The following is a 22,045-nucleotide window of genomic DNA, read 5'->3' as shown; positions in this document are numbered from 1 at the left end:
TGAAGGAACCGAACATAATAATATAATCAAGCATCAGGAAGTGGATCGTATTTATGGCATCATTAATCAGCAAGAATGCACGAATTCAGTCACCACTGGAACGTCTATATTATTGGGAAAACTCCCAAAGTAACGAAATTTATCTTTCTCAGCCAGAAAACGGTGAATATAGGCATTACACCTGGGGGCAGGTTGCAGATCAGGCCCGCCGCGTGGCAGCCAGACTTAATGAAAAAAACCTTACCCCGGGTAGCAGAATTGCTATTTTTGCTAAAAATTGTGCAGAATGGTTTATTACTGATCTTGGCATCATGATGGCTGGACATGTGTCGGTACCCATTTTCGCGACAGCGGGTGAAAGTACCATTAGACATATACTTGAGCATGCTGATGTAAAATTGGTATTCGTGGGTAAATTAGAGAGCCCTGAAGCTCAACTTGCTGCTATTGATAATCATATACCCACAGTATCCTTTCCCTATCCTGGTACCCCATCCGATATGGACTGGAATGATTTTATACGTTGCGAACCTATGCAGGATTCGCCGCTTCCCGATATGCAGTCTATCATGACCATAATATATACTTCCGGAAGCACGGGGGTACCCAAGGGAGTGGTTCACACCTTTCATTCGATATGCTGGGCCGCGCAACATTGCCTGGAACCCCTTACCACTACCGAGAAAGACAGATTATTAAGTTATTTGCCACTGGCGCATATAACAGAGCGCGTGTTGATTGAATTGGCAAGCCTGTATTCCGGTTCACATGTGTCGTTTGTCGAATCGCTCGATACTTTCCAACGCGATGTGCAAGCATGTCGACCAACCTTGTTTGTGTCTGTCCCTCGGTTGTGGACTAAATTTCAAATGGGCATTTTAGCAAAATTGCCGCAAAGGAAACTGAATACGTTATTGCGTATTCCCATCATTAATAAACTCATTATTAAAAAGATTAAGAAAGGGTTGGGTTTAGATAAAACACGTCTATTTGCCAGCGGATCTGCTCCGTTGGCACCTGCTACCATTGAATGGTTTGCCAACATCGATATTCCCATCTGTGAGGGCTGGGGGATGACTGAAAATAGCGCGTATGGCACGGCCAGCGTGCCATTTCGTCGCGACAAAGTCGGAACGATAGGAAAGGCGTATAACGGTGTCACACTTCGTATTTCTGACGAAGGCGAAATTCAGGTGAAAGCGCCTTGTAATATGAAAGAGTATTATTTGGATGAAGAAAAAACCCAGGAGGTGTTTACTGAAGATGGCTTCTTACGCACCGGGGATAAGGGCATTATTGATAACGAAGGCTACGTGAAAATTACCGGTCGTCTGAAAGATATTTTTAAGACGGCGAAAGGTAAATACGTTACGCCTGCACCTATTGAAGCCAAATTGATGGAAAATGCTTACATAGAGCAGGTGTGCGTCACTGGCAACAATCTACCGCAACCTCTCGCGCTGGTCGTGTTAAGTGAAGAAGCGAGAAAGTCTTCACAGGATGAAGTTGAAGCCTCCTTAACAGAGACGCTAAAGCAGTTAAATAGTCACCTCGAAAGTCATCAGGTTGTTTCTAATATTCTCATCATGCAGAATGAGTGGAGTATTGGAAATGGCTTACTAACCCCCACGCTAAAAGTTAAACGACATATCCTTGAATCACGTTTCGACACAATCATACAGGCTCGGTACCCTTCAAAAATTGCCAGAATCGAAGCGTAAGCGCGAGATGAGTGGGAGTATTAAATAAATTTAATGTTTAGCTCTCACTCCTCCTGATTTGATTTCCCCTTCACGCAAAACACTAACCCACTTAACTGTTCACGTTGATTTTATTAGAAGTTTATCTCCTTTCTCACCTATAGATGGCGCTGTATAAAAAACGCTCAAATAAAGAGGGGTAACGTAAAGGTATAATTTTATATAAATAGTTATAATTTCGCTTAGGGTTAAGGCGTTGCCTTACCTGCGCGATCACATTACATTTCGCGCCCTAACCTGAAATAACAAAGAGAAAGGCTATGAAAAAAGCAACTATGATGACCTCGATGATCGCTGGGACATTGTTGTCTATTGCTCCTTATGCATTAGCTGATGTTGTGGTGATCGTGAATCCGGCTAACAGTAGTACGGTAGATAACGAAACAGTTAAACGAATTTTTCTGGGTAAAGAGAAAAAATTTCCAGGCGGTACCGCCGCCACGCCAATTAACCAGAAAGGTGATGCTGCGACTCGTAATCAGTTTGATGAGAAGGTGCTTGAGCGTAACTCAAGTCAAATCTCAGCATATTGGTCAAAACTGGTATTTACCGGCAAAGGTACACCACCAAAAGAAGTAGCCGACGATGCGGCAGCGGTCGCCGCAGTCGCCGCGGATCCTTCAGCAATTAGCTATGTAGACAGTAGCGCTGTTACCGATGCTGTGAAAGTTATCTCAGCTCAATAAGTCAGGAAAAAAATTATGCGTAAATTATTTTTATTAAGTACAGTTGCACTGGCTGTGAGTACCGGCGTTCAAGCTGAGGTCCGTATTAATGGTTTTGCCAATCTCGTTGCGGGCAAGGCGAGTAGCGATGACACGTTATACGGTTATAACGATGATATTTCATTTGATCAGCAAAGCTTATTTGCTCTTCAGGTAAGTGGTGATGTAAATGACAAACTTACCGCTACCGGTCAGCTGGTTGCAAGAGGCAGCGATGACTATAATGTAGATTTTGAATGGGCCTATATGACTTATGCTGCGACAGACAATGTAAGCGTTACCGCTGGTCGTCTGCGTTTGCCCTTGTTTCGTTATTCAGCCTCCCTTGATGTAGGTTATTCTTATCACTGGGTTGCTCCACCTGAATCTGTTTATGGGGTCGTTTTTAATAATATTGATGGCGCCAGACTTGATTACAGCAACTATGTTGGAGATCTGGAATATAACTTTCAGCTTGCATATGGCACCTTAGATGCGGATTTTGTATTAAATGGACAACAAGGAAATGTTGAAGGTAAAAACGCGGTCAACCTTACCGCGGAAACCACTTATGGAAACTGGAAATTAAGAGGTGTCATTGGACGGACTGAAGCCACTTTCGATATTCCTGCCGTGACTCCAACTATCCAGGCTTTGGCAAGTATCGATCCTAACTTGGCAGAACTGCTTGATGCAAAGGATGATACTGGCACTTTTGTCGGGGTTGGTCTTGAATATGACAACTTTAACTGGTTTGTTGCGGGTGAATATACAGAAGTCGATATTAAAGATTCTTACTACCAGAACGATGTGAACTATTACATTACGGCAGGTATAAGAGTAGGTAAGTTTACCCCATTTGTGACCGCTGAGTGGAATGATGCCCAGGACGACCTGAAATTCCTTGAAAAGGTCGCGCAGTATCCTGAGCAGGTACAACCGGTCGTAGGCCAAATTGTGGGTGGATTACAGCAGCAGTTAGTGGCTAAAAATAATGCATATTCCCTTGGGGTCCGTTATGACTGGGATACCAACGTGGCATTGAAAGCAGACTTTACTAAATACGATGATGACATTAATGATGCGAACGATGCGTCATTGGTTCGTTTCGCTGTTAACTACGTGTTCTAAGCGATACACAAAGGTTCTCGATAAGGCGATGCGTCAGTGCATCGCTTTTTTGCATATAACTCGAGCGAATATATGGGTATTTAGCAGGTAATGTTGAGTGAATGTAGCCCAGCTATTGAAACGCCACATCTTCCACGCTGGATGTTTTCCGTGCATTTAATACACTCTAAATAGCGAAAACAAAAAGCTTTCGCATCCCGCATATTTTTTACCTTACCCATTTTGAGCTCAGTTGGGATAGCGTTGCGCCAGTGCCTTATAAATGTCATCACTATAGTGGGTAGAGTTAATATCTAAACTGGAAAGTACATCCACCAAATGTTCGTTATCTTCGCGGTTTTGCCAGGTCTTGATATAGCTTCCCTCTTTATAACCATGATCCTGACGGAAGAAATTAAGCACATTTTTCCCAACATACTGTCGATAGAGTTCTTCACCTGTCATTTCACATTGCTCAACAATTTGCATAAATAGGGGAACACTAAATCGTTTAGCTGCGCAGAGGCCTGCCATTAACTCTAAGTTATCCAGCAAAGACTGGCTGTCGGGTTTATAGTCCTTGCCATCAAATTGGACATGAGGTTGCGCTTGAGCTAATTGGGCAGAAATTGCATTTGCCGCCGCATCTACATCACCGTGGTAATCGATAATGCACGCAGAGAGGGCGAAATGCCAAATGTCTACTAACTCCATTTGTAATTGAGGTAAATCTTTGTGTTGCGCCTTCCACCATTTCCATCCATGGTGCTCTATCGCTTCAACCGATTCCACCATGGCGGCGCGTAAATAGCCGTAGCCTGCCGTTAGCCACTGTTCATTTACTTTGGTATTCATTTTATTTTGTAAACTAAGCATGGTGGCAAGTTGCTGTTGAGATAACATAATAAAGCCTGCAATTATGAAGATGATGATCGCTAAATTGTAACGAAACGCCGCTTGGATAGGAAGTGTATATGACGAGACCTCATCTCAAGGCATATGTGATGTAATAAGGTGCATCTTCTATATCGGAATGTGTTAGGGGGCGTGATAACCCTTAAATTCAAGAAGGTTATATACTTCTAGCGAAGTTGGTTAGTAAACGAGGGGTTGCGGTTCACCCTTTGATTGGTGGTGATGAAACACGGTTCATTGCCAACTGACAGGTATGTTAGTCAATCCCTGATGCCACTGCCGCGCTTACCCAGCCCGATCCTTTTGCGCGGGCATTAGTATGGCTTTTCTTTCTCAAAGAGGTTCGCAATAGCCAGATAAACTGGTAACGTATTGGCTACCAAAATACTAAAAAATTGACGCCTTGCTAGCACTTTATCCCTCTAATAAATTAGAACACCTCAGTTTCCTGCTCAGCGCATTGCTTAAAGAGCAACCAGGGACTGTATTTTCCACCCACCCAATATTAGTCGAAAGCCCCGGCATGCAGCACTGGTTGAGCATGCAGTTAGCGCACAACCATGGGATTGCCATGAACATGCAATTTCCTTTGCCTGTTCGTTTTATGTGGGATACCGCGCGTCAAATACTGGGGGAGCGCAAAATACCTAAACAATCAGCATATCGTCGTGAAATTTTGGTCTGGCGCATTGATGAGATATTGTTGAGTGACGCATTTTGTGAGCATCCCGCTGCGAAGCCTGTATGCCAGTACTGGCAAAGTCAAACCACTGAAGACGAAAAATCAACGCTACGATTGCAGTTTGCCACTGCCATTGCCGATGTGTTCGAGCAATACCTGTTATATCGCCCAGATTGGCTGGCAAAGTGGGAAAACCGGCAGTCAGCACTACTAGGTAGTGACGATGAACCATGGCAGGCGCTTATCTGGCAAATGCTGACTGATGATGAGCCCTTACATCCTGCCAGCTTACATCAAATGACGCTGGATGCCTTAAACTCGAATAGTCACCGAAGTTTACCACCCCACGTGATTGTATTTGCCATCAACACCATGGCCCCTCAGCTAGTCCATTTTTTAGACGCATTAGCAAAACATACTACTGTGCATATTTTTCATCTTAACCCCTGTATCAATTATTGGGGAGAAGGACAAAGTGATCGGCAATTAGCTAAATCGCTTCGAGAAAAAGGTATTCAAGCGTTTGCAAATGAAGAGCAGGCAAACCCGCTACTGAATAATTTAGGTAAGCAAGGCAGGGATTTATTTAATTTGCTTACCCCTCTACAGTCATTTGAAGTGAGTGCCTTTGATGTGGATCTCGCTGAGCAATCAGCCGCTGAACCGGCGACACTTCTAGCGGAAATTCAGCAAGACGTACTACATGCTTGTTATCCACGTCGTTTCGATCAACGGGATACCGACGATCAGAGCATTGTCATTTCATCATCCCACAGTGCGCTAAGAGAGGTGCAAGCATTGCATGATCACTTGTTGGCGTTGATTGAAAACGATCCAACATTGCGACCATCTGACATTGTCGTCATGTGTCCCGCTGTTGAAAACTATGCGCCTCTGGTCAGTACGGTTTTTAGCGTAATGGGCGCCGCAGAGTGGGAAGCGTCAGCTACCGTCAGGCTGCCATGCTCAATTGCAGACAGGGCGCCGCTGGATGCAGAACCGTTAATCGCCGCGTTCCTAGAACTTCTTCACCTGCCTGACAGCCGCTTTGGCGTCAATCAAATCATGGCCTACCTTCGCCTGGAAAGTGTCCAGGCTAAATTTGGTATGAGTAATGAAGACTTGGAATTGATTACCCATTGGCTTCACAAGGCGCATGTCCATTGGGGGTTAGATGGCCAGCAGCAATCAGCTATATTAGGCCAACCAAAAACAAACGAAACATATAGCTGGGAGTGGGGATTCGAACGATTATTAAAGGGGATGCTGGCAGAAGATGTTTCATTAATTGTGGATAATGTTCTTACTGTGCCGGATGTGGAAGGGCGAAATACGCTGGTGCTGGGCCAGCTTATCCAAGTCCTGACTCAATTAAAAACCTATGCCCTTGCGTTGAAACAAAAGCGCACACCCGCTCAGTGGAATACTTTTCTAATTGAATTGCGAGATTCATGTTTTTCTCCCCTTGCAAGCGATGAATATGCCTGGGAGCAAATTAGTCACGCCGCCGCAGCGGTTGAAGAACATTGTAATGAAGCGGAATATTTCGAGCAGTTAAGCTTATCTCAGTTACGCGAGATCATGATAAAACGTTTTTCCCGACCCGATACCGGAAGTCAATTCCATACAGGGCAGGTTACTTTTTGCTCTATGCTGCCCATGCGAAGTATACCGTTTAAGGTGGTCTGTATACTGGGTCTTAACGACGGTGACTTTCCTAGGCAAAGTCAGCCGATGAGTGTGGATTTAATGGCTACGACACCTGCAAGACTCGGAGACAGATCCAGGCGGCAGGAAGATCGATATTTGTTTTTAGAAGCCATTCTTTCGGCGCGTGATCATCTTTATCTAAGTTATCAGGGCCGACATGCCCAAGACAACAGTGAACGGCAACCAAGTTTGGTATTGGCAGAGTTTCTATCCTTGCTGAACGAGGGTTACTTGGGTAAAACCGATGGTTTTCCCATTCAACAACAGTCGTTACACCCGTTTAGTGTGGCTAATTTTATAGACCAGCCGCGCTCGTTTGACCATGGCTGGATGCGTCTGGCTCAGCAAATTCAACCCATTGACGAATCTGTTGTGCCCGTTTACGAACCGGCTGAAGTTGTGCCGATCCAGCAACTCTCCGTGGGCAAGTTAGCTCGCTGTCTAGCCCATCCGCTTAAATTCTTCGCCCATGAACGTCTGTCTATATACTTAGAATCAGAGGGTAAAATATTGGATGATGCCGAACCCTTTTCCACCAGTGCTCTGACGCGGTATCAATCATTGTCCGCACTGGGGGAAGCCATACGTGAACAGCAAAGTAGCGAAACTGTTGAGCGTTTTATTGAATTAAGTGGAGATCTTCCATCGACGCCACTCGCTCCCGTATTGATGGAGAATTGGAGAAGCTGCGCGCAACAGCTTTTTGATGCAATAGGGCTAGCCAATGGGCAACAAATATCCTTGAATATCGAAGTGGAAGAGGTTCAGCTTACTGCAAATGTGTGGGAAGAGGACGTGCGGCTGGTTGCCTATCATTATGGTACCCAATCCATTCAACGCATTATGGAACAGCTTCTAACTGCGCTGAGCTGTAATATGGGTGGCATTAGCAAACCGCTGGAAGTCTATTCAGTGAAGTGGAGTGGGGGAGAAGCCAGTATTTACAAGGCTGTAATTCCTCCGCAAGAACCAGAGGTGGCGGCGGACATACTTAAGCGAGTTACGTCTTTCATGCAGCGTGCCGCCTCCAGGCCTTTGCCCGCTTTCGCCAGCGTATCACATGCACTTCTAAAAAAATTGCCACAAGAGCAGGACTTTGCAGATTGGTATGAGTCATATGAAGCAAAGGCAATAGTCGCCAGCCAACTTAACGGACAGGGACTGATTAGTGGTCTTAATCAGGATCCTTACGTGCGGCTTTTTTACCCCGCCGGGCTAGAGCATGGCTTGCTGCCAATAACTGAAATGCTGAATGTGTTCAGTGCATTAGCGTTGGACTTAAAGAGTAAGAAAGTATGATGGATAGTCGCCCTCAACCGCTCAATGTTACCAGCTTACCTCTATTTGGCCGTCATTTAATTGAAGCCAGTGCGGGAACCGGTAAAACCTATAATATTACCCGTCTTTATCTTCGCCTGTTGATCGAGAAGCAACTGTCTGTGCAGCAAATTCTGGTGATGACCTTCACCAATGCTGCAACCGAAGAAATTCGTGGGCGTATTGGTGCCACGCTGCGAGATGCTTTACAGGTGTGGCAGCGGCTCAGAGATAATCCGGGACAAATGGCGAATAATTGTGATCCCGTTTATATGTCGATGTATCAGCATCTGCCAGGGGATGAAGGCATCGCTCGTCTTCAAGCAGCTTTATTAGAGCTTGATGAAGCAGCGGTATTTACCATCCACGGTTTTTGTAAAAAGATGATCAGCCAGCTTGCGTTCGAAAGCAAGGTGTCAATGAAGCAGACTCTTTTGACTGATACAGCATCATTATATTTGCAAGCCGCTCAGGATTGGATCCGAATTATAGCAGCCCATGCCAGCCAATATGACATACTGGCTGAGCAAGGCTGGCATGAACCAGAGGTATTTCTTGCTCATTTCAAACAGGCTATCTATGCAGATTTAATTCCTTTTGTGCCTGATACGCAAACACAGTGTGATGACCAGGCTCAGTACCGTATAAGTCTGGCAGCAAAGTTTCAGCTTTTGTTTACTGCGGTGAAAAGTGCGTTGGAAGCACACCAACCCGTCATCGTCGATACGCTGATAGAGGGTAAAAAGGACGCTTCTGAGCGCCGAGAGGAATGGCATCGTGTATTAGAGTGGTTATCAACTAGCGCCCTCACTGTGCCTCCCGCTGAGGTTGGTCGTTTTATTAATGGTAATCGCTACCGCGGTAACGAAGAATTAAAAACACTTTTCCAACCTTTGAAGGAATTAATCACTGAAGTCAAAAACAGCGTAAGCCAACTGGAGAAAGACGCGCAGTCGCGTATGGAGAAGCAGGCTTCATTAGCGTTGGCGCGGCAAGGCATATTGTTTATTCGTGAACATGTAGAAAAACAAAAGCGCCAGTTAGGGGTAATGGATTTCGATGATCTGATACGAATTTTCGCTACACAAGTAAGTGAACCCGGGGGTAAGGTAGCCGAACAACTGCATACGCTTTACCCTGCAGCACTTATTGATGAGTTTCAGGATACTGATAGCTTTCAATATCGAATACTTGACCATGTCTATCCGAAAGCCGACGAACACTCCTTATTGATGATGATTGGCGATCCCAAGCAGGCCATCTATGCGTTTAGGGGCGGGGATATCTTTACCTATTTACAGGCAGCCAGAAACGCAGATTTTCGCTGGGTGATGGATACTAACTGGCGTTCTGTTAAAGGAATGGTGAATGCATACAACCGTTTGTTCTACGGTAATGCGCTTTCTGCAGACCCCACAGATGTGTTTGGATTTGATATTCACTACGAGCCAGTTAAGTACACTGAGCAAGCAAAAGCAACGAAAACGCTACTCCATGATCCCGCTATCGATCGCAGTGCATTAACTTACGCTCTGTTATCAGATGATGCGCAACTCGCTGACAATAAAACGGCCATGCAAAGGGGGTTGGCTACCTGGCTAAGCAATGAAATTGTACGGTTATTTGAACAGGCGAGGTTGGGCGCATCAGCCGTTGAACCAAAAGATATCGCTATCTTAGTGCGAAATACTCCGGAAGCTCTTATCGTTAAACAGACTCTGGCGAAGGCTGGGCTTAGCGCAGTGTTTCTTAGTAATAAAGAAAACTTGTTTTCAAGCGCCGAAGCAAAGGACTTACTCAAGTTACTGACTGGGATTTGGCACTTTTCAGACAACAGTGCTTTACGCACAGCCCTCACCAGCCCCTTGTTAGGGATGGGGGCAGATTCGTTAATTCAGTTTTTGCATAGTGAAGATGAGCAACAGTGGGATAACATTGTTACCCATATGATGCAGTTAAAGGTGATGTGGCAGCAACAGGGATGTATGAGTGTCATCATTCATTTGCTCAAACAGCATTTTGTCAGTTATTCAGATGATAATGAGCGTCAGGTAACCAACTACATGCATCTGGCTGAAGTGATCCAGCATGCGACTATTCCAAACCAGCAAGGTGAACGTTTGTTGTTATGGCTGGACCACCATATCCACGACACCGCGTTAGCCAGCGAATATATTCAGCGGCTGGAAAGTGACGCGCATTTAATTCAAATCATGACACAACATGGTTCGAAAGGACTGGAGTACCCGATTGTGTTTGTGCCTTTTGCCAGTGATTATCGTGATCCAGTAAAAGCTGGCAATCAGCTGGCCCAACAATATCGGTATTTTGATGAGGTCAATCAAAGTCAATGCTTGCAGCTTGGCGCAACCTATGCTGCCATAGAACGCTGCCGCGAAGAGGGGAATGCAGAATCCATGCGCCTTTTATATGTTGCGGTAACGCGAGCTGCTCATCGATGTTATCTTGGGGTGGCACCCTTTGCTGGCAGTGAATCGTCCGCGTTGGCTAAAGCCTGTAATGTTGAAGCAAGTGGAAAATGGCTCGAGCAGTTGCAATCGATAGCAAACGAATGTGGTGATACGAGTGTTATTTCAATTGATTCTGCACAGGCCCAACAACTGACGAGCGCGCCTATCGCTGCCCCTCAAACACTTAAATGCAATACATTTACGGGGGCGGTAAAGGATGATTGGCGACTTTATTCCTTTTCGTCTATCGCGCGATTCGAAAACATTACACGCCAGGATATGCGGGAACGGGAAATTGTTGTGCCTACTCCAATCGTTGAACAGGAAGATAATGAAGTGCAGACAATCCCCTTTCGTTTTTCGTTTGAGAAAGGCGCAGCCGCAGGAAACTTATTACACGACTTGTTAGAAGAAAAAGATTTTTCCCATGTCGCCACAGCGCAAGAGGCTTGGTGTGATAATGTGGACTCAGTACTTAAGCGACATAACCTCCTCGCTGATGCTCAATCTACTGATCTTTTCCATTGGTTAGATGAAACATTACATACCCCCCTTTCAGCGTCAGCACCGGGACTAACGCTGTCAGCGATTCCTAAGGACAAAACCATTCGTGAAGCCAAATTCTATTTTCCCATACATAAGTTGAACGCGACCAAGCTCGCCGCTTTAGTTAATGCGCATCGTAAGAATAGACTGACAGATTCGACTCCTCTCATAATGCCAGGGCAGCAAATACTCAGCGGGATGATGCATGGATTCATTGATTTAATTTTCGAATGGGAAGGCAGGTTTTTTGTGGCAGACTATAAGTCGACATACCTGGGAAATGCATACGCAGATTATCAAGAAGAACTGTTAGCCAGAAACAACCAGCATCATTTGTATGATCTTCAATATTTGATTTACGCACTTGCTTTACACAGGTATCTAAAACAAATGTTACCGGGTTACGAGCCTCAATTGCATTTTGGAGGAGTCTACTATTTGTATCTTCGTGGCATGCACCCTGACAATAACCAATACGAGGGCGTTTTTCACAGCCCGCTTGAGAGCTCCTTATTAAATGAACTCGATGCGATATTTAATGAGAACGAGCAGTTGGAGCAGGCTGTATGAAACTCATTGAATCCATCATGCCGGGAGGTAGAAAACAATTAGATAATAATATCGAGCCTATAGATTGGTACACAGCTAAGGTGTTAAGTGACTATGAATTAGATGACGCCACCGCGGTGTTATGGCGCAATATCGTGATTTTGCTAAGTCAGGCGCAAAGGCAGGGGCACACGTGTCTCGATTTAACCGCCTTTGCCGGTCGCACCGTGCAGAACTGTGACGATAGTAGTGTCGAAATTAATATCCCTCCTTATGAAAAATTACAACCACTTGTTGCCAGCATTTGTTCCCGCTTGACTGATGCTTTAATCATTCTGGATGAAACTCGGTTATATACAAAGCGTTATTGGTCGTTTGAACAAGAACTGGCTGCAGCCATTTGCCAACGTCAAAAATTACATAGTCTGTCATCCCAGAAATATGATGCCCTGGCCACAATCTGGCCATTGTTATTTCCTGATACCACGGCTTCAGAAGATTGGCAGCAGGTGGCAACTGCGGCTAGCCTTATGCTGCCATTTTGTATTGTTAACGGCGGACCCGGAACCGGCAAGACTTACACTGTCGCGCGGATCTTGCTCGCTCTGCAAACGGTAGCAAACGGTAGCCTTGATATTCAATTGGCCGCACCCACGGGAAAAGCCGCGCAGCGGTTAGGGGAATCCATTGCCCACACCGTTGAATTGCTGACAGCGACAAATAATGACCCTACACTGGCGAAAATGGCGCAAATTGTTCCTACCCAAGCTGTCACATTACATCGCCTTCTCGGGATCAGTCCTTTTGAGGTCAGTACAAAAAGAAATCAAAGTCAGCCCCTAGAGTGTGATGTCCTGATTATAGATGAAGCTTCAATGGTTGATCTCGCCCTAATGGTGCGTACCGTTCGCGCCCTAAAGCCCGCGTGCCAATTAATTCTCGTTGGAGACGCCGACCAATTGCCGGCCATTGAGTCCGGGAATGTATTGGAAGCGTTAGTGGGTGCCCAAACAGCCACTAACGTTGTATGTGAGGATTTATTGAAGCACATACACAGATTAAACCCCAATCTCTTGTTAGATACCCGGGTACAGCCATCTCAGTCATTTACTTTTACCTTACAAACATCTCAGCGCTTCGGGGGAGAATTAGCGGCTGGTGCGCAATTAATTCGTTCCGGCGATGGGCAAGAGGCGTGGAACCGGCAGATTGAGTTAAATTCAGATCAGTTACCCTCCCTGTTTAATACGCAGTCAGTTTTTCGCTTATCCCCATCGCTTTTCACCCACAACCTAACCTTGTTGATCCAGCAATGTTTTCAACCACTATTCAGCGCAGCCAGCGCTAGAGAAGCTCTCGATGCTTCGCTCTTTTGCCGTTGGCTGACCCCCGTAAAAAAAGGCCGATGGGGAGTGGAGAGATTGAATCAGCAGATTGAAACTGTGGCCAGGCAACGGGCCGCACGGGTTAATCAAACAGGTAGCAGTGCCTTAGCACGCTTTTACGCGGGTCAACCCATCTTGGTGCTGGAAAATAATTACGCCAACAAACTTTATAATGGGGACGTTGGAATTGTATGGCCTGATGAAAAAGGCAACCTGAAAGCATGGTTCGATACTGATATGGGCAGGTTGCGATCGGTGAATTTATCCCGCTTACCTTCAGTACAGTCAGCCTATGCGATGACCATACATAAATCTCAAGGGTCCGAATTCACCAACGTAATGATGATTTTACCTGACACCACTAGTGATCAGCAATTCAGCTTGAATTGTCGAGAATTACTCTATACAGGATTAACGCGAGGAAAATATAGTTGTGCATTCGTGTGTGAGGAAAAGGTATTTATGGACGCCGTACAATCACGTCAGCAACGATTTTCTGGATTGAGTGAACACATTAGAAAACAACAAACGCACATATCGAAGGATGAAGCATGATAAGGGTCATTTTACTTACTCTGTGTATGATTACATTGCAGGCGGCCGCTGCCTTGCCGATTATTGGTGAGTTTACCCGCGATATGCAGCGGCATGACGGATTTATTCCTTTTTACTATGACCAGTCAAAAGATAAAATTTATCTGGAATTAACCACCCTGGATGATGAGCTGCTTTTCCAAACCAGTTTGCCCAGGGGAATAGGCTCCAATGATATTGGCCTGGATCGAGGCCAGCTAGGAGATACCCGGCTGGTTAAATTTTCACGGTTTGGCAATAAAGTTCTACTTAGACAACTTAACACCCGGTTTCGAGCTGATTCTAACAACCCAGCTGAGCAACAAAGTATTGAAGAAGCATTTGCCCATTCTGTAATAGCCGGATTTGAAGTGGTTGCCAGTAACAAAGATGGGGTGCTGATTGATTATACCCCTTATTTGTTTAGTGACGTGCATGGCGTTGTCAAGCGTTTGAAAGACACTAAACAAGGCACGTTCGAAGTGGATGCCGCGCGCAGTGGGGTAGTGCTTGCACGAAGTAAGGGATTTATCAAAAATTCAGAGCTGGAAGCGTTAGTAACATTCACTGCGAAAGATAAGCCGGGCGAATACATGCAGCAGGTAGCACCGGATGCCAATAGTGTGTCGGTTCATATGCATCATTCTTTTGTCGCATTGCCCGAGGCGGGCTATCAGCCCCGAGCATTTCATCCGTATTCAGGATATTGGAAATTCTCCTACTTTGACTATGCCTCGGCTATCAATGAGCCGATGGAGAAAAAATATATCATACGGCATAGGTTGGCTAAAAAAGATCCTGCTGCCAAACAAAGTGAAGCTGTCGAGCCTATCGTCTACTATCTGGATCCCGGCATTCCCGAACCTGTTCTATCGGCACTAAGGGATGGAGCCAGCTGGTGGAATGAAGCATTTTCGTCGATTGGATACACCAACGCGTTCCAGGTAAAAATGTTACCCGAAGATGCAGATCCGATGGATGTACGCTATAACGTTATTCAATGGGTGCATCGCGCAACCCGCGGCTGGTCTTATGGGGCATCGGTCGTGGACCCACGAACAGGTGAACTTATTAAAGGCCACGTAACTTTAGGTTCGTTACGCGTTCGACAGGATTACCTCATTGCATTGGGTTTAACCAGCCCATTTACAGATAACGAAAGCGCCACCGATAGCCAGGTTGAAATGGCATTGGCGCGCATTCGACAATTATCTGCGCATGAAGTGGGACATACGTTGGGGATCGCTCATAATTTTGCTGCCTCTGAAAATAATCGCGCCTCGGTGATGGATTACCCTCATCCGTTAATTAAACTCGAAAACGGTAAGCTATCACTGGAAGGCGCGTACGAAAGTGGAATAGGGGAATGGGATAAGCATGCAATTGCGTACGGTTATCAGGACTATACCCATGCATCCGAGGATGCCGGTTTGGCGCAACAAATCGAATCGGCGAAGCAGCAAAAGCTACCTTACAAAACCGATGTAGATACCCGGGCTCACTTTGAAGCATCAGGTAGCGGACACATGTGGGACAATGGAGGCGATCCCATCAGCGCATTTGAAGAAATTTCGGCTATTCGCGAAATAGCGTTAGCGCAGTTAGGGATGGACACTATTCGCGAAGGACAAGGCTTGTCAGCCATAGAGGACGTACTGGTACCCATTTATTTACTCCATCGCTACCAACTTTCTGCGCTAGCCAAACAGATTGGAGGGCTGCAATATGAATATGAAATAAAGTCATCGGCTCAGGATGTGAGCGGCCAGCAAATTATCGATGGGGAAACGCAAAAAAAAGCCATCAAACAACTACTTGAAGCCACGTCAGCAAACTATCTTCGGATACCGGATAATTTGTTTCAGCTCATCACGCCTACCATTTTTGGTGACGACATCACCCGTGAACATTTTAAAGGACGTATGGGCAGAATGTTTGACCCGGTCAGCGCGGCAGAAGCTGCTGCAGCGTATGCTTTTTCATTATTGCTGGCTCCTGAACGTCTTAATCGATTGTCCTGGCAGCGCCATCAGCGACGTGACGTACCGGATATCTCCAATTTGATGGATCGTATTTTCGATTTACACTGGTATCAGGAAAAGCAACCAGACTATGGATTAAAAGCAAGATTGCAATTGGTTGCCTTAAATGCTGTGGTGGATGCTGCCAATTCTGAAAAGCTTGCTCCTGAGGTACGTCTGGCGATGAAGGCCAGCCTTAAAAAGTTTTCGAACTGGTTGTCATCCAAAAGTCGTCACCCTGCAAAAGGAGTATTATCGGGATATTTTGAACAATATTGGCAAACGGGTGAGTGGCCGATGAAATTTGATGCGAAACCATTACCTCCTGGTTCGCCCATTTAAACGCTCAATTAACTCAAATATCGCGCGGTGGACAAACCTTGCAAGCACAGATTCGAGATGAAGATATGCCGGCAGACTATTTTCCTCCGCTGTGATTGAGACGGGCCACAGCGCATTGCGTGGAATGATTGCTTCAGCCCGTATGTCTCGCCCCCTTACTTAAGCGGGGAGTTGATGGACGATTAACTCCCCTTAACATCCAAGCTTACGCGTTTAGGCCAGGTGGCATCGCATCTGCGAGCAACTACGTAGCGTAAAGTAAAAGCAGTTCGGGGTGGGGACGCTTCGCGGGGCTACGTTTGATCGACCTCAGCGCATCAAGTTTCATTCCTGGAGCCCCCCAGACTACCCCAGCAACAAGGGGACTTGCTTCTTGAACCGCTGACCACACGCCGATCATGCTGCCTGGCCAAACTCCAGGGCTGGGGAGCAGGATGATTCTCCCTTTCTTGTGAGCAATAAAAACACCCATCGGTGGAGGGAGTGAATGAAGCGTTATTCTTGATTAGGTAAACAGGCGGTAATCGCAGAATAAAGGGCTTCGTTTTCTGGATGTGTGACTGAAATTTTAAAGTGACTACAGGCTGTATAAAAAGTGGCATCATCCCTTCAACCGATTCAAGCTATCCTTGTTGTTGGTTTAAAAGCGCCCGAATCAATAGTTGAGTTTCTTATGGCTAAACAAAAGCTGATCTCGTGAAATTGCAGATATCAACGGATGTTGGAAACTTCGTTGAAAATGGCTGAGGGAACAGGTAAAAAGGCGCGAACAGTTTTCGGGAATCCATACAGGCCAATGCATAACACTAGGTATAAACAGCTAGGAGCAGCAACTTTGTTGCTGCTCCTAGCTGTTTAAAACCGGCTGGTCCAGGTGACGCCAAAACTACGTGGCTGACCGGGGTATGCCATTATCTTCCCTGCTTGGAAAGGAGCATCAAAGGCATTTCTGGCAACATATTCTTCATCCAAAGCATTGCGTGCCCAGAATGTTAGCTCACTGTCCAACATAGTTAGGGGTAGTTGCCAACGCAAATTGACCAGATTATAGGCTTCATTCTTCTTCAAGGGATCGTTAGAATGATCCATCATTAAGCTCCCCACATAAGCGTAGTCAACGGAGAGTAGGGTAGCCAAACCGAAAAATTGTACATGCTGATTAAGCAAGATCGCAAATGAGGTCTCTGGCTCGAAGCCTACTCGGTCGCCGCTGCGCGAACAGTAGGGGAGGTCTGGAGAAGTTCTACCCGGATCGTCTGTCCCAAAATGCCATGGGGTCGCTGTCCAGCATGTTCCTCGTTCGAAAGAATCAAAGGTCGCTTGATTATAAGTAAAGTTCAAACCCACAGAAGTGTTCACCAGCGGATTCCAGCTCAGTTCTATTTCGACTCCCTTACTGTCAAAATCACCTGCGTTCGACAAATTAAACCCTGTGCCGGTGAACGTAGATGATTGAAAGTCTTTGATAGCGGTAATATGAGCTGCAAGATTTAAGCGCAAATTTAACTCATTCCAATCCTGCTTGAGTCCGACTTCAACACTTCTGGATTTTTCAGCTTTAAATACCGGATCCAGTTGAGCGGAAATTCTGTCTGTATTGATCCCCCCTGATTTATACCCGGTCGATAGGGAGGTATAGATTAACTGTTCCTCAGTAGGTTGCCAGCTTAACTTCACGGTTCCGGTAACCTGATTATCTTTAAAGGATTCATCAAGGGGAGGACGGGGGAGAACTGTGGCGGTATTAAGTAAATAATAGCCCCATCCCGCTTGCTGAAACGGCGCGATAATCGCCAAATCTGCGGGGGCTGGCATGCCGCCACCCATCAACGCTGCACCAATACTTTGTAATGCCGCGCCGGCTGCGACGGGGTTGGGAATATCACCTTCAGCGAAGGACAAACCGTTTATACCCGGCCCTTGTTCGTTGTAAACCGCATTAAGGCTTTTATCCTCACGGGTGTAACGCAGGCCAGTAGTAAGCTCCCACCGAGGCATAAAACGCCAGTCAGTTTGGGCAAATAATGCGTAGCTGTCTTGCTCCTGATAGGCATTATGGATGAAATGCGTATTGCCCGGAGCTGGCATGGCGGCAGGCTGTATCATACCGCCGGTCAACTGACTGATTCCATTCAACCCTTCTATAAGAGGCATAACTTGCGCCGCAAACCCGGCAAACAAAAAGGGAAAATCATCCTGGGTGGCGATATCGTAATCTAAATTCAGATTTTGAGAATAGTAATAGGCTCCCACTAATCCGGATAAGTCCGTGGAGGCATAATGTAAGCGGAGTTCTTGTGAAAATGAATTCAGGTGCGCATCATTTTTTGTTAATAGAATTTCTGCATCTGAAAAATCAGCATCAACCTTATCAAAGCTATTAAAACTACGTACCGCGGAAATACTTTCCAGCTGCCAGTGTTGATTAAACGCGTAGCTTACCTGAGCGGAAATACCTTGATCTTCCATGGTCGACTCTGGCAGAAACGAAAGTGCGGTGGTGTAATTATAAAAATCACCTTTATTAAAAAGGGTTGCGTTGAATGGAGGCATAGCGAACATAGCATCGCTGCCAAATTTATCTTCAATACCTAGCGCTGTCTGGTTGCCTTGAAACGTTAACGCGGCACAACACACTTCGTCTATTTCAGCGTAATCTGCAATAAGTCTGACAGTTAAATTGTCCTCCGGTTGATACAGAGCTTGCAAACGAACGCCTGAGCGATTGCGATCATTAATTGTTTTGCCTGAACTGGCGTCATTAATCCAGCCGTCCCGGTGAGTGGTGAATCCTGAAGCGCGAAAAGCTAATTCATTTTCAACCGCGATAAATGAAGAGGCGCCCTGAATGCTCACCAAATTGTCGTTGCCCACGGTGGCAGTGACATAACCATCACCATTTTCAAACGTAGGGGGGCGGGTATAAATTGAAACGGCCCCTGCTGGGGTGTTTTTACCGAATAAGGTACCTTGGGGACCACGTAGAATTTCGATACGTTGAATGTCGGCTAAGTCATTTATTATTGAATTTTGACGGGAGCGGTAAACACCGTCCACATACAGTCCTACCGAGGGTTCAAAACCAAAATTTTGGGTAGAGGTACCAATTGAACGAATTGAAAACCCACTGTTGGTGGCGCTTTGACTTTGAAATGCAGCAAATGCAGGTACGTATGATTGTAAATCAAAAACATCAAACGAAACGGAATCAAGTAAATCGTCGCCACTTAACGCCGTAACAGCCACAGGTACTTCTTGTAAGTTTTGAACTCTTTTCTGACTCGTGACCTCAATATACTCAAGAGAACGATCGTCTTCTTGCGCCATAACCATCGATGACAGTAGGGTGGCAATGGAGGCCGCTAATAGCTTTTTATTTAGTGAAATCGATTTATCCATGTATAAAGCTTCTTTTTATGCGAATCATCAGTGAAAACATTATTTTATTCGCCATCGGTTATAACTTACTTTTGCTTATATTCCTAGCTTATTACGCTAAAAGTGGTCTAAAGTAAGGGAGCGTATTGCTAACCTAATCCTATGTCTGCGCAGTAAACGTTTGTTGCTTATTCTGACTAATATCAAACAAGGAAAAAAATGAAGGCCATTATATGTAATGAATTTGGACCCGTGGAACAGCTAACGTTTGTCGAAGTCGATGACCCTGTTCCCGGGGACGACGAGGTGTTAATAGGAGTCACGGCTGCAGGAGTTAATTTTCCTGACGCACTGTTAGTGCAGGGGCTATATCAGATGCAGCCTGAGTTCCCATTTATTCCAGGCAACGAGGTTGCAGGAAGGGTAATTCAATGTGGGAAGAATGTTACCTCGTTGCAATGTGGTGATCGCGTCATTGGTATTTCTCAATTAGGGGGCTTCGCTGAAAAAGTAGCCCTTCCGGCAACGCAGGTGATGCCAATCCCTGAGGGGGTAACGGAGTTCGCCGCAGCAGGATTGATCACTGCTCACGCCACCGCGCATCATGCGTTAAAACAAAGAGCACAACTTACCCCAGGCGAAACACTTCTGGTGACCGGCGCTGCTGGGGGGACCGGACTTGCCGCGGTGCAGATAGGTAAGCGTTTGGGGGCAAATGTGATTGCAGTATGCTCCACGGATGAAAAACTAGCCCTTGCCAAAAAATATGGTGCAGAGGTAACGATAAATTATCTTGAGCAGGATCTTAAAGAAACCTTAAAAGATATTACCCGCGGAAAAGGGATTAACGTGGTTTACGATTGTGTCGGTGGGGATGCGTTTCATGCATGTGCTCGCGCTATGGCCTGGGGCGGACGGCTTTTAACAGTTGGTTTCGCCAGCGGAGAAATACCTAAACTGGCAGCAAATCTTGCCCTTATAAAAGGGTTTTCACTAGTGGGTGTATTCTGGGGGCAATTTATACAGAAAGAGCCTGATGTGTTCCGCCAAAATATGCATGAATTGTTTGACTGGGCTATGGCGGGTGATGTGACCGTGCATATCGAACAAAGTTACCCACTTAGTGAGGCAGCTACTGCACTTAATGAATTGGTAAACCGTCGGGTGAAAGGTAAGATAATACTCAAGGTTGAACAGTAAATCACAAAAAGAAAACGGCTTCTCAGAAGAAGCCGTTTGAAGTTGCAGATCGCTCTGCATGCCATGTTGAATCGTTACTATTACAACATTAAAACTGATTGAACGTTTATCGGCTTGCGCCTAAACACTATCACCTTACGGCGATAAGATTTTCTGGTAACTTTTTGAGACCTAAAGAATTTTGCTGAATAGATTGTAAAATTGAGTCACTGTCGCGGACAGTAGATTTTAAAACTGTATTGTTACTTTCTATAAAAGTCGTAAGCTGTGTTAATGAAGACTGACGAATTTTTTTCACGCTAAAATCAGAGGGTGTTAGGGATTGTTTGGTGTCGGTCATTTCGAGTGCAAAAGATGAAATGCTTGCACCTAATAACGATGCCATCAAAACGCTTTTAGAAAAAGGTGTCATCTCAGTTTGCTCCTTTTCGGACGTTGTGTTCCGAATTCTTTAGTGTGCAAAGTCATTAAAGGATAAAACGCTAAATAAAGATAGCTGGGGCGCAATACCCGCGTATTAAATAGTATACCCATCACTTTAATGTTCACTTTATTTTCCAATAAATAAGACACGTCAAAGGGTTGCATGTAGGGCGTTTACCACATGTAGAGCTCCCCTAGGATCTAGTCAATTTCCATATCTCTTCTTAATGCTTTTAGTGAGGTCACTTTGTGCGCTGGAAGTCGACAGAAGGGCATTGCATCATTGGTGTGTAGTTGCCAGTGGCTGAAACGATTCAAAATTTAATCCAGTACTTTTTAACGGTGCCACGTTCATACCGCGGGAGCGTCTTGGATCATCGACGCCCCAAACGTTGCTATGCGTCCTCTTTTTGCGCAAGTGAATGTTCAATAAATACATTTTTTTACCTTTTGGGCGATAAGGCTAATGCCCCTCAGGATAAAAAAAGAGCCGGCTTATCAAAGCCAGCTCTTTTTCTTAAGTATGAAAAATTTATTTAAATGCGGGCAGCTAAAACTGTGGCCAAAGGATTGCTACCCAGCCCTTTTTCACTAACCCAGGCTTGCAACGTCTTACCATCTTTTTCTGGTTCGTTTAGCGTAGATTTTGGCATTTTCTTGATTAGCAAGGTACCGGCTTCTTCAGCGTTATTTAGCATTGCGGTGCGGATAAGGCTATTGCCGTCACACGAAATACCAGAATAATAATCCTGTAGCTTTAGTCTGAAATCATCTTCTACTGATTTCATTTTTTTACGTAATTCACCTTTATCATCTGCCTGGACAATGGTGCAGATATTGGCTAATGCTTCATTGACGTTTGTGGCAGCATTAACCTGAGACGACAGTCCAAAAGCCAACACTGAAGTGATTAAAGAAGAGTTAACAATTTTCAACATGATTATTCCTAAAAGTGGCCA

General features: G+C 45.4%; 12 protein-coding genes. 8 read left to right on the top strand and 4 right to left on the bottom strand.

The window, feature by feature from the left end:
• Positions 1 to 53 precede the first annotated feature (53 nt).
• The 3 genes from OPS25_RS06980 (at position 54) to OPS25_RS06970 (ending at position 3,595) form a co-directional block, all read left to right on the top strand.
• Positions 54 to 1,721 (top strand): AMP-binding protein, encoded by a 1,668-nt coding sequence (locus tag OPS25_RS06980; RefSeq protein ID WP_265616926.1) that lies wholly within the window; start codon positions 54 to 56, stop codon positions 1,719 to 1,721.
• Positions 1,722 to 2,020: 299 nt separating this feature from the next.
• Positions 2,021 to 2,446: a phosphate ABC transporter substrate-binding protein gene (locus tag OPS25_RS06975; RefSeq protein ID WP_320411952.1), complete on the top strand. Its 426-nt coding sequence runs from the start codon at positions 2,021 to 2,023 to the stop codon at positions 2,444 to 2,446.
• 15 nt (positions 2,447 to 2,461) lie between these two features.
• Positions 2,462 to 3,595: a topoisomerase IV gene (locus tag OPS25_RS06970; RefSeq protein WP_265616924.1), complete on the top strand. Its 1,134-nt coding sequence runs from the start codon at positions 2,462 to 2,464 to the stop codon at positions 3,593 to 3,595.
• A gap of 228 nt (positions 3,596 to 3,823) precedes the next feature.
• Here the strand turns inward: OPS25_RS06970 and OPS25_RS06965 are convergent, their stop codons facing one another.
• Positions 3,824 to 4,477, bottom strand: coding sequence for a dUTP diphosphatase (locus OPS25_RS06965; protein WP_265616923.1), 654 nt, complete (start codon positions 4,475 to 4,477; stop codon positions 3,824 to 3,826).
• Between the two features lie 415 nt (positions 4,478 to 4,892).
• Here OPS25_RS06965 and recC point away from each other — a divergent pair, with 415 nt between their 5' ends.
• The 4 genes from recC to OPS25_RS06945 are packed head-to-tail and all read left to right on the top strand — an operon-like array spanning position 4,893 to position 16,085.
• Positions 4,893 to 8,180: an exodeoxyribonuclease V subunit gamma gene (recC, locus tag OPS25_RS06960; protein ID WP_265616922.1), complete on the top strand. Its 3,288-nt coding sequence runs from the start codon at positions 4,893 to 4,895 to the stop codon at positions 8,178 to 8,180.
• A complete protein-coding gene (gene recB, locus OPS25_RS06955) occupies positions 8,177 to 11,785 on the top strand; it encodes an exodeoxyribonuclease V subunit beta (protein ID WP_265616921.1) in 3,609 nt (1,202 codons plus the stop codon). The genes recC and recB overlap by 4 nt, the downstream gene beginning before the upstream one ends.
• Positions 11,782 to 13,704: an exodeoxyribonuclease V subunit alpha gene (gene recD / locus OPS25_RS06950; RefSeq protein WP_265616920.1), complete on the top strand. Its 1,923-nt coding sequence runs from the start codon at positions 11,782 to 11,784 to the stop codon at positions 13,702 to 13,704. The genes recB and recD overlap by 4 nt, the downstream gene beginning before the upstream one ends.
• Complete coding sequence (locus OPS25_RS06945; protein ID WP_265616919.1) at positions 13,701 to 16,085, top strand: zinc-dependent metalloprotease; 2,385 nt, start codon at positions 13,701 to 13,703, stop codon at positions 16,083 to 16,085. The genes recD and OPS25_RS06945 overlap by 4 nt, the downstream gene beginning before the upstream one ends.
• Before the next feature lie 855 nt (positions 16,086 to 16,940).
• On the opposite strand, the gene OPS25_RS06940 is transcribed toward OPS25_RS06945, so the two are convergent.
• Positions 16,941 to 19,484 carry a TonB-dependent receptor gene (locus tag OPS25_RS06940; RefSeq protein ID WP_265616918.1) on the bottom strand — a complete coding sequence of 848 codons (2,544 nt, stop codon included), beginning with the start codon at positions 19,482 to 19,484 and terminating at the stop codon, positions 16,941 to 16,943.
• A gap of 198 nt (positions 19,485 to 19,682) precedes the next feature.
• Between OPS25_RS06940 and OPS25_RS06935 the strand changes: the two genes are divergently transcribed.
• Positions 19,683 to 20,663, top strand: a complete 981-nt coding sequence (locus OPS25_RS06935) for an NADPH:quinone oxidoreductase family protein (RefSeq protein WP_265616917.1) — start codon at positions 19,683 to 19,685, stop codon at positions 20,661 to 20,663.
• A gap of 130 nt (positions 20,664 to 20,793) precedes the next feature.
• On the opposite strand, the gene OPS25_RS06930 is transcribed toward OPS25_RS06935, so the two are convergent.
• Together OPS25_RS06930 and OPS25_RS06925 are read right to left on the bottom strand one after the other, a co-directional pair.
• Positions 20,794 to 21,075, bottom strand: a complete 282-nt coding sequence (locus OPS25_RS06930; protein WP_265616916.1) for a hypothetical protein — start codon at positions 21,073 to 21,075, stop codon at positions 20,794 to 20,796.
• A gap of 547 nt (positions 21,076 to 21,622) precedes the next feature.
• Positions 21,623 to 22,024, bottom strand: a complete 402-nt coding sequence (locus OPS25_RS06925; protein WP_265616915.1) for a DUF3718 domain-containing protein — start codon at positions 22,022 to 22,024, stop codon at positions 21,623 to 21,625.
• Positions 22,025 to 22,045 lie beyond the last annotated feature (21 nt).

This window comes from Alteromonas aquimaris (assembly GCF_026183695.1).
In the GTDB taxonomy this organism is placed as follows: domain Bacteria; phylum Pseudomonadota; class Gammaproteobacteria; order Enterobacterales; family Alteromonadaceae; genus Alteromonas; species Alteromonas aquimaris.
This window is presented reverse-complemented; position numbering and strand designations above follow the sequence as displayed.